At 59.6% G+C, this 13,837-nt stretch carries 13 protein-coding genes; 9 read left to right on the top strand and 4 right to left on the bottom strand.

The window, feature by feature from the left end; genetic code table 11:
- Positions 1–102: 102 nt before the first annotated feature.
- A complete protein-coding gene (locus tag AC3A5O_RS18845) occupies positions 103–1,797 on the bottom strand; it encodes a lactate permease LctP family transporter (RefSeq protein ID WP_122569129.1) in 1,695 nt (564 codons plus the stop codon).
- Positions 1,798–2,059: 262 nt separating this feature from the next.
- Here AC3A5O_RS18845 and AC3A5O_RS18840 point away from each other — a divergent pair, with 262 nt between their 5' ends.
- Entirely contained in the window at positions 2,060–2,827 is a 768-nt protein-coding gene (locus AC3A5O_RS18840) for an FCD domain-containing protein (protein ID WP_122569130.1), read from the top strand.
- Positions 2,828–2,935: 108 nt separating this feature from the next.
- Here AC3A5O_RS18840 and smpB read toward each other — a convergent pair whose 3' ends face one another.
- The gene (gene smpB / locus AC3A5O_RS18835; RefSeq protein WP_003197663.1) at positions 2,936–3,418 is read right to left on the bottom strand and encodes an SsrA-binding protein SmpB; all 483 of its coding nucleotides are present in this window, start codon (positions 3,416–3,418) and stop codon (positions 2,936–2,938) included.
- Between the two features lie 117 nt (positions 3,419–3,535).
- Between smpB and AC3A5O_RS18830 the strand changes: the two genes are divergently transcribed.
- From AC3A5O_RS18830 to AC3A5O_RS18820, 3 genes are read left to right on the top strand one after another with little or no spacing between them, the layout of a single operon-like run.
- Positions 3,536–4,939 carry a sodium-dependent transporter gene (locus AC3A5O_RS18830; RefSeq protein WP_122569176.1) on the top strand — a complete coding sequence of 468 codons (1,404 nt, stop codon included), beginning with the start codon at positions 3,536–3,538 and terminating at the stop codon, positions 4,937–4,939.
- Positions 4,940–4,946: 7 nt separating this feature from the next.
- The gene (locus AC3A5O_RS18825) at positions 4,947–5,390 is read left to right on the top strand and encodes a type II toxin-antitoxin system RatA family toxin (RefSeq protein ID WP_122569132.1); all 444 of its coding nucleotides are present in this window, start codon (positions 4,947–4,949) and stop codon (positions 5,388–5,390) included.
- Positions 5,387–5,689, top strand: coding sequence for an RnfH family protein (locus AC3A5O_RS18820; RefSeq protein ID WP_122569133.1), 303 nt, complete (start codon positions 5,387–5,389; stop codon positions 5,687–5,689). Before AC3A5O_RS18825 ends, AC3A5O_RS18820 begins: the two co-directional genes overlap by 4 nt.
- A 59-nt stretch (positions 5,690–5,748) precedes the next feature.
- On the opposite strand, the gene AC3A5O_RS18815 is transcribed toward AC3A5O_RS18820, so the two are convergent.
- Positions 5,749–6,276, bottom strand: a complete 528-nt coding sequence (locus tag AC3A5O_RS18815) for an outer membrane protein assembly factor BamE (RefSeq protein WP_122569134.1) — start codon at positions 6,274–6,276, stop codon at positions 5,749–5,751.
- 97 nt (positions 6,277–6,373) lie between these two features.
- Between AC3A5O_RS18815 and fur the strand changes: the two genes are divergently transcribed.
- On the top strand, positions 6,374–6,778 hold the full coding sequence (fur, locus tag AC3A5O_RS18810; protein ID WP_003197684.1) for a ferric iron uptake transcriptional regulator: 405 nt from the start codon (positions 6,374–6,376) through the stop codon (positions 6,776–6,778).
- Positions 6,779–6,853: 75 nt separating this feature from the next.
- Here fur and recN read toward each other — a convergent pair whose 3' ends face one another.
- Positions 6,854–8,527, bottom strand: coding sequence for a DNA repair protein RecN (recN, locus tag AC3A5O_RS18805; protein WP_072411328.1), 1,674 nt, complete (start codon positions 8,525–8,527; stop codon positions 6,854–6,856).
- A gap of 243 nt (positions 8,528–8,770) precedes the next feature.
- Between recN and grpE the strand changes: the two genes are divergently transcribed.
- The 4 genes from grpE to dapB all read left to right on the top strand — a co-directional run bounded on the left by grpE (position 8,771) and on the right by dapB (position 13,616).
- Complete coding sequence (grpE, locus tag AC3A5O_RS18800; RefSeq protein ID WP_060739227.1) at positions 8,771–9,337, top strand: nucleotide exchange factor GrpE; 567 nt, start codon at positions 8,771–8,773, stop codon at positions 9,335–9,337.
- A 101-nt stretch (positions 9,338–9,438) separates the two neighbouring features.
- The gene (gene dnaK, locus AC3A5O_RS18795) at positions 9,439–11,355 is read left to right on the top strand and encodes a molecular chaperone DnaK (protein ID WP_122569136.1); all 1,917 of its coding nucleotides are present in this window, start codon (positions 9,439–9,441) and stop codon (positions 11,353–11,355) included.
- Between the two features lie 320 nt (positions 11,356–11,675).
- Positions 11,676–12,800 carry a molecular chaperone DnaJ gene (gene dnaJ, locus AC3A5O_RS18790; RefSeq protein ID WP_030139779.1) on the top strand — a complete coding sequence of 375 codons (1,125 nt, stop codon included), beginning with the start codon at positions 11,676–11,678 and terminating at the stop codon, positions 12,798–12,800.
- 9 nt (positions 12,801–12,809) lie between these two features.
- The gene (gene dapB / locus AC3A5O_RS18785; protein ID WP_122569137.1) at positions 12,810–13,616 is read left to right on the top strand and encodes a 4-hydroxy-tetrahydrodipicolinate reductase; all 807 of its coding nucleotides are present in this window, start codon (positions 12,810–12,812) and stop codon (positions 13,614–13,616) included.
- The last annotated feature ends 221 nt before the right edge of the window (positions 13,617–13,837 follow it).

The following is a 13,837-nucleotide window of genomic DNA, read 5'->3' as shown; positions in this document are numbered from 1 at the left end:
AATATAGCCAGGAAATCTTTCAGCAGCCTTGCAGACCCGGTTGTGAATAGCAGACGCCGAATCAGGGTTCGGCGTCGGTTTTTCCAGTATCGCGTGTAGGACTTAATGAACCAGCATGCCGGTAAACCAGTAGGCCTGGGCCAACGTGATCAGGCCGACAATCGTTGCAAAGAATAGGCTGTGTTTGAGGGTGAAACGGAACAGATCCGATTCCTTGCCCACCAGCCCGGTCGCCGCGCAGGCCACCGCGATCGATTGTGGCGAAATCATCTTGCCGGTCACGCCGCCGCTGGTGTTCGCCGCGACGAGCAAGGTGTCGTTGACGCCGATCTGGTGCGCGGTGGTGGCTTGCAGCGAGCTGAACAGCGCGTTGGACGAGGTATCGGAACCGGTCAGGAACACGCCCAGCCAACCCAGGAACGGCGAGAAGAATGGGAACGCCGCGCCCGTGCCGGCCAGCACCAGTGCCATGGTCGAGGACATGCCCGAGTAGTTGGTGACGAAGGCGAAGGCCAGCACCATGCCGATGGACAGAATCGGCCAGCGCAGTTCGTAGAAGGTCTCTTTTAAAGTGGTAAGACCAGTTTTAAGGTTGATCTTCAACACCAGCATCGAGATCAAGGCCGAGAAGAAAATCGCCGTGCCGGTAGCGGAAATCGGATCAAGCTTGAAGACCGCCGGGATGGCTGTTGGATTGACCACGATCGGCGCGACCTTGATCACCATCTGGTCCAGGTGCGGGATGGCGAAGTTGAACACCCAGCCGTACATGGAGCCGCCGGCGGCGAACATCGCCTTGAACGGTTTCAGGGTCCAGATTGTTACCAGCACAGTGAGGATCAGGAACGGCGACCAGGCCTTGATAATTTCCCCCAGGCTGTAGGGCGAAACCACGGTGCTGCGCGGCTGACCGAAACCGCCGACGCTGGCGGTGACCGTTGCGCTGGAAGTGGCGCCAGCAATCTGGGCACCTGCGCTGCGCTTGGGCTGCCAGACTTTCAAAAACAGGGTCAGGGAAATCAGGCTGGCCAGGGCCGAGGTGATGTCCGGCAGTTCCGGGCCGATGAAGTTGGAGGTGAAGTACTGGGTGATGGCGAAGCTCAAACCGGCCACCAGTGCTGCGGGCCAGGTTTCCCGCACGCCGCGCAGGCCGTCCATCATGAACACCAACCAGAACGGCACGAACAGCGACAGCAGTGGCAACTGGCGACCGGTCATGGCGCCGATCTTGAACGCATCGATCCCGGTGACCTGGCCGGCCACGATGATCGGGATACCCAACGCGCCGAACGCCACCGGGGCGGTGTTGGCGATCAGGCACAAGCCGGCGGCGTACAGAGGGTTGAAACCCAGGCCGACCAGCAGCGCGGCGGTGATCGCCACCGGCGCACCGAAACCGGCGGCACCTTCCAGGAATGCGCCGAAGCAAAAGCCGATCAACAGCACTTGCAGGCGTTGGTCGTCGGTAATCGACAGCACCGAGCTGCGGATCACTTCGAACTGGCCGCTCTTGACCGTCAGTTTGTAGAGAAACACCGCGGCGACGATGATCCAGGCGATGGGCCACAAGCCATAGGCAAAACCATAACCGGCAGCGGCGAAGGCCATGTCGGCGGGCATTTGGAACGCAAAGATCGCCACGGCAATCGCCAGGGCCAGGGTGATGCTGCCGGCCACGTGCCCCTTGAGGCGAAACACCGCCAGGGCCAGGAAGAAAAACACGATGGGAATAACGGCCGCGAGTGCGGACAAGCCGAGGCTGCCGAGCGGGCTGTAGAGCTGTTGCCAGGTTTGCATAGTGGGTGGGCCCCTAATTGTTGTTGGTCAGGCACTGGTCAGCGCTTTGGTTAATTGGTAATACCAATTTACAATCGCTGTTGGCTAGGGTAAAAGCCTTGGTTGTCGTGTGTCAATTTGCCTCCCTGAAACTTTCGTCGAATAAGCGGTGCAGAGGGCATCTGATCCGTTGGCATAAACGGCTTTTGGTGGGTGTGGACGCGGCCCGGATGGGCCAGAATAGAGAGCCCGGCGAGTCGTCGGGATCGCGGAGAATCGAGTTATGGGGTTTGATCAGATTCGTCAGCGCCGTTTGTCTGACGATATTGTCGAGCGGCTTGAAGGCATGATCCTTGAGGGCACGCTGAAGTCCGGCGAGCGGCTGCCCGCCGAGCGGACCCTGGCCGAGCAGTTCGGCGTGTCACGCCCTTCGTTGCGTGAGGCGATCCAGAAGCTGACGGCCAAAGGTTTGTTGATCAGTCGTCAGGGCGGCGGCAACTATGTGGTGGAGTCACTGGGCTCGACGTTCAGTGATCCGCTGCTGCAACTGCTGGAAAGCAATCCTGAGGCGCAACGGGATTTGTTGGAGTTCCGCCATACGCTGGAAGCGTCCTGTGCCTACTACGCGGCGCTACGAGCTACGGATGTGGATCGCGAGCGACTGACGGCGGCTTTCGATGAGCTGCAGGATTGCTACTCGCGGCACGACGAAGTCAGCCGGGCCGAGGAGGGCGCAGCAGATGCGCGGTTCCATCTGGCGATTGCCGAGGCCAGTCATAACGCGGTGTTGCTGCACACCATTCGCGGGCTGTTCGATCTGCTCAAGCGCAACGTGGTGACCAACATCGGTGGCATGTACAAACAGCGCAGCGAAACCCGCGACATGCTGATCAGCCAGCACCGAGAGTTGTATCAAGCCATTATGGAAGGGCAGGCCGAGCAGGCGCGGGAAGTGTCCAGCCGACATATCTTGTACGTGCAGGAGGTCTTGGAAGAGGTACGCCAGGAAGTGCAGCGGGTGGCGCGGGCGGAGCGGCGCAAGGGGATGTAATCGTGCCCGCGCTCCCACATTGGATCTTCAGTGAACACAGGATATGTGTATTGCCGGGATCTGGGTGGGAGCGGGCTTGCTCGCGAAAGCGGTCTCAAGGCGAAAGAATCAGTCTTCCTTGCCCTTGTTGCGCACCGCGCGCTGCAGCTCGCGGCCGGCATCGCGTTCGCGTTCAGTATCGCGCTTGTCGTATTCCTTCTTGCCTTTGCCCAGGGCAATTTCGCACTTGATCAAGTGCTTGCTCCAGTACAGTGACGTGCAGACGCAGGTGTAGCCCTTCTGCTGCACAGACGCGAAGAGTTTTTCCAGCTCGCGTTTGTTCAGCAGCAGTTTGCGCGAGCGCGTCGGGTCGGCGATCACATGGGTGCTGGCGGTGGTCAGCGGCGTAAAATGACTGCCCAGCAGCCAGGCTTCGCCGTCCTTGAGCAGCACATAGCTGTCGACCAGTTGCGCCTTGCCGGCACGCAAGCTCTTTACTTCCCAGCCGGCCAGGACCATGCCAGCCTCGAAACGTTGTTCGATGAAGTAATCGTGTCGCGCCTTTTTGTTTTGCGCGATGGTCCCTGTGGGGTGTTTCTTCTGTTTAGCCATAGGGGCGGCATTATAGGCAGTTGCGTGCGTGTCGGCTACGGTGAAGCTGCGTGCTTGAGCACGTTGAGTGAATCCCGGACAATGCGGCCTCTTTTTCGAACGCTGGGCGTGATCACGATGTCGACAGACAAGGTTTCTGTCCACGGCAGTTGGGCTAGCCGCTGGGTCTTTATATTCGCTGCAACCGGTTCGGCGGTGGGGTTGGGCAGTATCTGGAAGTTTCCCTACATGGTCGGCGTCTACGGTGGCGGCGCCTTCGTATTGATGTTCCTGGCGTGCATTGCGCTCATCGGTGCGCCGGTGATGCTGGCCGAAACCCTGATTGGTCGTCGTGCCCGGCAGAGCCCGGCCAACGCCTTGAAGGTGCTGGCAGTGGCGGCAGGGCATTCGCCCAAGTGGTCGTGGGGCGCGTTCGCCGGGATGATCACGGCGTTGCTGATCCTGTCGTTCTACAGCGTGGTCGGCGGCTGGTCGCTGGACTACATCATCGACATGGGGCGTGGGGATTTTCAAGGTGTGACGCCCGATCAGGTCGGTGCCTACTTCGGCAACGTGATCGCCGATCCCTGGAGGTTGACCCTCTGGCACACGATTTTCATGGTCCTCTCGGCGGTGGTGATTGCCCGGGGCGTGGTGGCCGGGCTTGAGCGCAGCCTGCGGATCATGATGCCGTTGCTGTTCGTGATGATCCTGGTATTGCTGGGCTACAGCATGACTACCGGGCATTTCATGGAAGGCGTGCATTTCATGTTCGACTTCCAGCCGGAGAAAGTCCTGGACGGGCTGCTGCCGGCCATGGGGCATGCGTTCTTCTCCCTGAGCGTCGGCGTCGGTTCGATCATGATCTACGGCGCCTACATGCCCAAGAACGCCTCCCTGACCCGAACCGTTGTCGGCGTCGCGCTGTTGGACACCTTCGTGTCGCTGCTGGCGGGTGTGGCATTGTTTCCGATTGTGTTCGCCGCTGGCCTGAACCCCAGTGAAGGGCCAGGACTGATGTTTGTCAGCCTGCCGTTTGCCTTTGGCAGCATGGCGTTCGGCCAAGTGATGGGCGTGGTGTTTTTCCTCCTGGTGGCCATCGCGGCCTGGAGTTCGGCCATTTCCCTGCTGGAGCCCATGGTGGCCTATCTGGTCGAAAGGACCCGCCTCAGCCGTGCCTGGGTGACTTTCTGGTTGGCTTTCACCTGCTGGTTTGTCGGCCTGGGTACGGTGTTTTCCTTCAATATATGGAAGCAGGCAAAGTTTTTCGTGAACGAAGACGGGCTGTTCCATCTCTACCAGTGGGGAGCAACCGGGGGGCTGGACTTCTTCGGCGTGATTGATTTCTTCACGTCACGGATCATGTTGCCACTGGGTGGTTTGTGTTTCGTGGTGTTTGCAGGATGGATCATGGGGCGTGAAGCGGTGCGCGATGAACTGTCGCTGCGCAACCCTGTATTGTTCGCCTTGAGCCTGTTCTTGATGCGCTACGTGGCGCCCATCGGCATTCTCGTAGTGTTTGCCGCTCAGCTGTGGAAGTGACGCTTACATGACGACACACATTCAACGTTCGGCCTTGCTGCCCTATCCGGCGCAGGCGCTGTATGACCTGGTCAACGATGTGGCGAGCTATCCGGAGTTTTTGCCGTGGTGCTCATCCGCCGAGGTGTTGGAGAGTTCTGATACCCATATGCGCGCCAGCCTCAACATTGCCAAGGGCGGCTTGAGCCAGCGCTTCGTCACGCGTAATACGCTGGTGCCGGGGCAATCCATCGAAATGAACCTGGAAGAGGGGCCCTTCAATCAGCTCCACGGCGTCTGGGTGTTCAAGCCTCTGGGCGAAAAAGCCTGCAAGATCAGCCTGGACCTGTCGTTCGACTACGCCGGCCCGCTGGTACGCGCGACGCTGGGGCCGCTGTTCAATCAGGCCGCCAATACCCTGGTCGACGCGTTCTGCCAGCGGGCCAAGCAGAATGCAGAGCTCAAGCGTTGATTGAGATAGAAGTGGTGTATGCCGCGGTGGATCGCCAGGTCTTGCGCACCTGCGTGGTCCAGGAAGGCACCCGTGTTCGTGCGGCGCTGCTGGGCTCGGGGATTGCTGATGCGTTCCCGGAGCTGGACCTGGCAACTTGCCCGGTGGGGATTTTTGGCAAGGTGGTTGCCGATCCGGATAACCAGGTGGTGCAGGCGGCTGATCGATTGGAGATTTATCGACCTTTGTTGGCTGATCCGAAGGAAATTCGTCGCCTGCGTGCGGCCAAGGCTGCCCTGGCGCGACAATCGGAGCAATAACCTGGTCTGAATCGCAGGCAATAAAAAACCCGGCATGCCGGGTTTTTTCATGTCGCAATTTATTGCGGCGAGGTGTCCAGGGGCTCGGGTGTCGGGACCGGTACGGTCTCGACTTTGTCGACATCCTTCTGGATCTGGTCCAGCAACGAACCTGGCTTGACCGGTTTTTCCGGTTTCGGCTGTTCGGCATTCTGGGCTGGGTCGGTCACGGTGGTGCCGCTGTCCTTGCCCATGATGGCCTCGTCGCGACTCACGCCAGGCATGAAATCGCCCGACAAGCTGACGAGTTGGTCGTCAGGACTGAAGATAACGCTGATGCGTTCCTGTTGGCGCTCACCGCCGCCTGGCTGCAAGCTGTACAGATAATCCCAGCGATCGGCATGGAACGTGTCGGTCAGCAGGGGGTTACCCATGATAAACCGTACTTGCCGACGGGTCATTCCCGGGCGTAACTGGTCTATCATGTCCTGCGTGACGACATTGCCCTGCTGGATGTCGATTTTGTAAACCCCGGGGAATGAACAACCGGCGAGTGCGAGCAGTCCCACAAAGGTGAAACTGGTTAGCAAGAGCTTGGTGTTTTGCATCGGTGGGCGACTTCCACTATCTTGGCTGGGACAACGTAAACGCCGATCATACCCGCATTAAGAGAAGCTGCGAAGCAGCATCGCGAGAAAGCTGACCATGGTTGAAAATAGCGAACTACGCAAAGCCGGCCTCAAAGTGACCCTGCCACGGGTCAAGATTCTACAAATGCTCGATTCCGCCGAGCAACGCCACATGAGTGCCGAGGATGTCTACAAGGCGCTTATGGAGGCTGGTGAGGACGTCGGTCTGGCCACGGTTTACCGTGTTCTGACCCAGTTCGAGGCAGCTGGCCTTGTGGTGCGACACAACTTCGACGGAGGCCATGCGGTCTTCGAACTGGACGACGGCAAGCATCACGACCATATGGTCAACGTCGAGACCAGTGAAGTCATCGAATTCTTCGACGAAGAAATCGAGCGGCTGCAGAAAGCAATCGTCGACAAGTATGGCTTCGAGATGGTTGATCACAATCTTGTGCTGTACGTACGCAAGAAAAAGTAAGCATGTCGCGCGGACTTAAGGTTCGCGAAACGAACGAAGGCGACCCCAGGGTCGCCTTCGTGCTTTCTGCCGTTCTCAGATTTTCGCGGTAACGACCATTTTTTTCGCGTGGGCCAGGGATTCCTTGGTGAGGTCGATGCCCCCGAGCATGCGCGCCACCTCTTCCACCCGCTCGTTTTTGTTGAGTTTGGACACGGCAGTGCGAGTGGCGTCTTCGCCACGTACCTTGTGCACAAATAAATGCTGGTGTCCCTGGGCAGCGACCTGGGGCAGGTGAGTGACGGTCAGCACCTGGCCGCGTTCCCCCAGTCGGCGCAGCAGTTGGCCGACAATTTCCGCGGTTGGACCACCGATGCCCACGTCCACTTCGTCGAATACCAGCGTCGGCACACGAGAGGTCTGCGCGGTAATGACCTGGATGGCCAGGCTGATCCGAGACAACTCACCGCCGGAGGCGACTTTGGCCAGGCCCTTGAGCGGTTGCCCGGGGTTGGCGCTGACCAGCAACTCAACCTGTTCCAGCCCATTGGGTTGGAGCTCGTCACCGGCGTTGGGGCGCAATTCGATGGTGAAGCGTCCGCCCGGCATGCCCAGGCGCTGGATCTCCTGCTCCACGGCACTGGCCAGCCCTGTCGCGGCCTGGCGCCGAAGTTCACTGAGCTCCTTGGCCTTTTCCTGGTAATGACGGGCATAGGAAGCCAGTTCGTCTCCCAGGCGCTCGATGGATTCATCGTTGGCGTTCAGGGTTTCCAGTTCTTCCAGCAGGCGCTGCTGGAGTTCGGCAACGTCGGTTGGCTGGATGCGGTGCTTGCGCGCCAGTGTATAGATGGTGTCCAGGCGCTCTTCCAGGTACTGCAGGCGTGCCGGGTCGGCGTCGAAGTGATCGAGGAAACGGTTCAGTTCCCCAACGGCTTCCTCGACCTGGATCTGCGCGCTCGTCAGCAGGTTGGTCGCTTCGTTCAGGGCGCCCACCGAGTTGTTCACGCTGGAGAGTCGGTTCAGGCTCGCTGTCAGTGCGTTGAGCACATTGCCCGAATCGCTCTCGCTGCATTGTTCGACCACTTGGCGGCAGATACCCAGCAGGGTTTCGGCGTTGGTCAGGTTCTTGTGTTCCTGCTCCAGTTCTTCCAGTTCATTTTCACCCAGGGACAGGTTCTCCAGCTCTTCGAGCTGGTAGCTCAACAACTGGTGACGGGCACGCTGTTCGTCGCCGGAATTGGAGAGGCGATCCAGTTCCTGCCGGGTCTGGCGCCAGCGTTGGGCGGCCAGTTGGACTTGCCGGGCCAGATCGGTGGCGCCGGCGTATTCATCCAGCAGGCGACGATGGGTATCGGTCTTGAGCAGGGATTGGTGTTCATGCTGGCTGTGGATGTCGATCAACAGTTCGCCGAGGGCCTTGAGGTCGCCCAGGGGGCAGGGCGTGCCGTTGATGTAGCCTCGGGAGCGACCTTCGGCGGTGATGACCCGGCGCAGGATGCACAGGCCGTCGGTGTCCAGGTCGCGTTCGGCCAGCCAGGCGCTGGCCTCGGGGATGTCGACCAGGTCGAACGTCGCCAGGATGTCGGCCTTGTCCGCTCCGGGGCGCACCACGCCGCTGTCGGCGCGGTCGCCCAGCGTCAGGCCCAGGGCGTCGAGCATGATCGACTTGCCCGCGCCGGTTTCACCGGTGATCACGCTCATGCCTCGATCGAGTTCGAGGTCGAGGTGTTCGACGATGGCGTAATTGTGTACGGACAGGTGCACCAGCATAAGGCCGCTCCCAGGCTTTAGGTCTGGTTATTTATACAGTGTTTTGTTTCGGCCTGACAATGCCCGCGCTTAGCTCGATTTGCTTGGGAAAGTGTTTTTCTTAGCGCGGCGAGGAATGATTATGCAGCTGCTTTTTGTAAGGTTAATTCGTCAGGTGGCCCTTGAAGCTGGAAAACCCGGCCCCATATACCGGGGCAGAAGCGCGAGTCGAGCTCGCGGACGAAGTTGAAAGGAGAAATCTCTATGGCTGACGAACAGACGCAGGACACGCAAAATCTAGACGCCAATCAGGCTTCCCAGGATTCCGGTGAAGACTTGGCGGCACGTGTACAAGTGCTCGAGGAGCAACTGGCCGGTGCGCAGGATCAGGCGTTGCGTGTAGCAGCCGACCTGCAGAATGTCCGCCGTCGCGCCGAGCAAGATGTGGAAAAGGCTCATAAATTCGCCCTGGAGCGTTTTGCCGGCGACCTGCTGCCGATCATCGACAGCCTGGAGCGCGGCCTGGAGCTGTCCAACCCGGACGACGAGAACATCCGTCCGATGCGCGAAGGCATCGAGCTGACCCTGAAAATGTTCCAGGACACCCTCAAGCGTTATCAGCTCGAAGCCCTTGATCCACATGGCGAACCCTTCAACGCCGAACATCACCAGGCCATGGCGATGCAGGAAAGTGCCGACGTCGAGCCGAACAGCGTCCTGAAGGTTTTCCAGAAAGGCTACCTGCTCAACGGCCGCCTGCTGCGTCCGGCCATGGTCGTGGTCAGCAAGGCGCCGGCACCGGTTTCGCCTTCTATTGATGAGCAGGCTTGAAATCGGGCGCAGCGGCCCCATCTATAAGTCAAGCGTTTAAGTGCTACCGCAGTTAGCCACCACTGCTGCGGCAACAAAATCCAAGTTCCGGGAGAGTTAACATGGGCAAGATTATCGGCATCGACCTGGGGACCACCAACTCGTGCGTCTCCGTGCTGGAAAACGGCAAGGCCAAGGTTATTGAAAACGCTGAAGGCGCGCGCACCACGCCGTCGATCATCGCGTACGCCAATGATGGCGAGATTCTGGTTGGCCAGTCGGCCAAGCGTCAGGCAGTGACCAATCCGCATAACACCCTGTACGCGGTGAAGCGTCTGATCGGTCGCAAGTTCGACGAAGAAGTCGTCCAGAAAGACATCAAGATGGTGCCTTACAAAATCGCCAAGGCTGACAATGGCGACGCTTGGGTTGAAGTGAACGGCCAGAAAATGGCGCCACCTCAGATCTCGGCTGAAATCCTCAAGAAAATGAAGAAAACCGCCGAAGACTACCTCGGCGAAGCGGTGACCGAGGCGGTCATCACCGTTCCTGCGTATTTCAACGACAGTCAGCGCCAGGCGACCAAAGACGCCGGCCGCATCGCGGGCCTGGACGTAAAACGTATCATCAACGAACCGACTGCGGCTGCTCTGGCCTACGGTATGGACAAGGCCAAGGGCGATCACACCGTGATCGTTTACGACCTGGGTGGCGGTACCTTCGACGTTTCCGTGATCGAGATCGCTGAAGTCGACGGCGAGCACCAGTTCGAAGTGTTGGCAACCAACGGCGACACGTTCCTCGGTGGTGAAGACTTCGACATCCGCCTGATCGATTACCTCGTCGACGAGTTCAAGAAAGAAAGCGGCATGAACCTCAAGGGTGACCCGCTGGCCATGCAGCGCCTGAAAGAAGCCGCTGAAAAAGCCAAGATCGAACTGTCCTCGAGCCAGTCGACCGACGTGAACCTGCCGTACATCACCGCAGACGCCACCGGTCCTAAGCACCTGAACGTCAAAATCTCCCGCGCCAAGCTCGAAGCGCTGGTGGAAGACCTGGTTCAGCGCACCATCGAACCTTGCCGCATTGCCATGAAAGACGCCGGTATCGACGTTGGTTCGATCAACGACGTGATCTTGGTGGGCGGTCAGACCCGTATGCCGCTGGTTCAGAAGCTGGTGACCGATTTCTTCGGTAAAGAAGCCCGTAAAGACGTCAACCCTGACGAAGCCGTTGCCATGGGTGCTGCTATCCAGGGCGCGGTATTGGCTGGTGATGTGAAAGACGTTCTGCTGCTCGACGTCAGCCCGCTGACCCTGGGTATCGAAACCATGGGCGGCGTGATGACCGCGTTGATCGAGAAAAACACCACGATTCCTACCAAGAAATCCCAAGTGTTCTCGACGGCCGACGACAACCAGGGCGCAGTGACCATTCACGTACTGCAAGGTGAGCGTAAGCAAGCCGCACAGAACAAGTCCCTGGGCAAGTTCGACCTGGCCGAGATTCCACCAGCTCCACGTGGCGTGCCGCAAATCGAAGTGACCTTCGACATCGACGCCAACGGCATCCTGCACGTCGGCGCGAAAGACAAGGCCACCGGCAAGACCCAGTCGATCGTGATCAAGGCCAACTCCGGCCTGTCCGAGGAAGAAATTCAGCAGATGGTTCGCGACGCTGAAGTCAACGCCGAGGAAGACCGCAAGTTCGAAGAGCTGGCCAGCGCTCGCAACCAGGGCGATGCCTTGGTGCACTCGACCCGCAAAATGATCGCTGATGCTGGCGACAAAGTGACTGCGGAAGAGAAAACCGCCATCGAGGCGGCCGTGGTTGCCCTGGAAGCCGCCGTGAAAGGCGACGACAAGGCCGCCATCGAAGCGAAGATCGAAGAGCTGTCCAAGGTCTCCGCGCCAGTGGCTCAGAAGATGTACGCCGAACAGGCTCAGCCTGCCGAAGGCGCGGCTGCGCAGGGTGAATCGGCTGAAAAAGCTGACGACGTTGTCGACGCTGAGTTCGAAGAAGTGAAAGACCACAAGTAATCGCTTGTTGGTCGGCCGGTTGACTGCATTTGTGCGGTGGCTGGTAGGATGTCGCCGCGCGGGGGCTTGCTCCCGCGTTGGCGTGTCTGGAGCTAATGAATTTTTACAGCATGCGACAGTGTTCGGATGTTGGCGGTGTGTTCGGGAATGCTCCTGCTTTCCGGCGATGGGCACTGCGTTTTGGCCGGGTCCCTGGCTGAAAGTTTACGACCAGGATCGTTGAATTGACGTGAGTTGGGTCCGGGCCTGTATTGGGGCTCAACGAGTTTGGCAAGGTTCAGGAGAGGTTTGCCGGACGTCCTATAAGAGTGCAAAGACTAATGGCGAAGCGTGATTTTTACGAAGTATTGGGTGTCGAGCGGGGGGCCAGCGAGGCGGAGCTGAAAAAGGCTTATCGTCGCCTGGCGATGAAGCACCACCCGGACCGTAATCCCGGCGATAAAGCGTCGGAAGAGATGTTCAAGGAAGCCAACGAGGCTTACGAGGTTCTGTCCGATTCCAGCAAGCGCGCGGCCTACGACCAGTACGGGCATGCCGGTGTCGACCCAAGCATGGGTGGCGGTGGTGCCGGTTTTGGCGGTCAGAACTTCTCCGATATTTTCGGTGATGTGTTCAGCGATTTCTTCGGCGGCGGTCGTGGCGGTGCTCGTGGTGGCGCCCAGCGTGGCAGTGACCTGCGCTATACGCTGGAGTTGAACCTGGAAGAAGCGGTGCGCGGTACCACCGTCAATATCCGTGTGCCAACACTGGTCAACTGCAAGCCGTGCGATGGCTCGGGTGCCAAGAAGGGTTCCTCGCCCGTGACCTGCCCGACTTGCGGCGGCATCGGCCAGGTTCGCATGCAGCAGGGCTTTTTCTCGGTCCAGCAGACCTGCCCGCGTTGCCATGGCCAAGGCAAGATCATTTCCGACCCGTGCGACTCCTGCCATGGCGAAGGACGTGTCGAAGAGTACAAGACGCTGTCGGTCAAAGTGCCGGCCGGTGTCGATACTGGCGACCGTATTCGCCTGTCCGGCGAAGGCGAGGCGGGTGCCCAGGGCGGCCCGACTGGCGACCTGTATGTGGTCATCAACGTGCGCGAGCATGCGATTTTCCAGCGCGACGGCAAGCACCTGTTCTGCGAAGTGCCGATCAGCTTCGTCGATGCAGCCTTGGGCGGCGAGCTCGAGATCCCGACCCTCGACGGTCGCGTCAAGCTGAAGATCCCCGAGGGCACGCAAACCGGCAAGCAGTTCCGGATCCGTGGCAAGGGCGTCGCGCCAGTGCGTGGCGGTGGTGCGGGTGACCTGATGTGCCGTGTGGCGGTGGAGACGCCGGTCAACCTGAGTCGGCGCCAGCGTGAGCTGTTGGAAGAGTTCCGCAGTTCGCTGGCGGATGACAACAGTCACTCTCCGAAAACCACCGGTTGGTTCGAAGGCGTGAAGCGCTTCTTCGGCGACCTGTAAGGAGTTCGCATGCGACGTATAGCTGTGATGGGCGCTGCGGGGCGCATGGGCAAGGCGCTGGTCGAGGCGGTGCAGCAGCGCTCGCCGCTCTCCGGCCTGACGGCGGCCATCGTGCGGCCCGACAGTACGCTGGTGGGCGCCGATGCTGGCGAGCTGGCATCGCTGGGGCGTATCGGCGTGCCGATGTCCGGTGGCCTGGAGAAGGTGCTTGATGAGTTCGATGTACTGATCGATTTCACCCTGCCGGAAGTGATGCTGAAAAACCTCACGATCTGCCGCAAGCACGGCAAGGCCATGGTGATCGGCACGACGGGGCTGGATGCTGCGCAAAAGCAATTGCTGGCCGATGCAGGCAAAGACATTCCGATCGTGTTCGCGGCGAACTTCAGTGTGGGCGTGAACCTGTCGCTGAAGTTGCTGGACATGGCGGCCCGGGTCTTGGGTGACGATGCCGATATCGAAATCATCGAGGCTCATCACCGGCACAAGATCGACGCACCTTCGGGAACGGCCTTGCGCATGGGTGAAGTGATTGCCGATGCACTGGGGCGTGATCTGCAGAAAGTCGCCGTGTACGGGCGTGAAGGGCATACCGGTGCCCGTGAGCGCGATACCATCGGTTTCGCCACGGTGCGTGGCGGTGATGTGGTAGGCGATCACACCGTGTTGTTCGCCACTGAAGGCGAACGCCTGGAGATCACCCACAAGGCATCCAGTCGGATGACCTTCGCCAAGGGCGCTGTACGTGCCGCGCTGTGGCTGGATGGCCGCGAGCCTGGTTTGTACGACATGCAGGACGTTCTCGACCTGCGTTGATGCCATTGAAGGCGGGGTTCAGGTTATACTGCGCCCCGTTTTACGCCGCTTCGCGACGACCTGTCGCATTCCCCTGCCTTTAAGGCTCATTAGCGGTGGACCAAAAAAGCCTTTTTCTGTAAGCTACAGCTTTAGTGTGTCCACTAAAAGCGCGCAGAATAATTCAGTGAACAAGCGGGGTGACGTGTCCATACGTCACTCCGCTTTTTTACAACCTGCGA

This window comes from Pseudomonas sp. Soil_N_39 (genome assembly GCF_057655955.1).
This window is presented reverse-complemented; position numbering and strand designations above follow the sequence as displayed.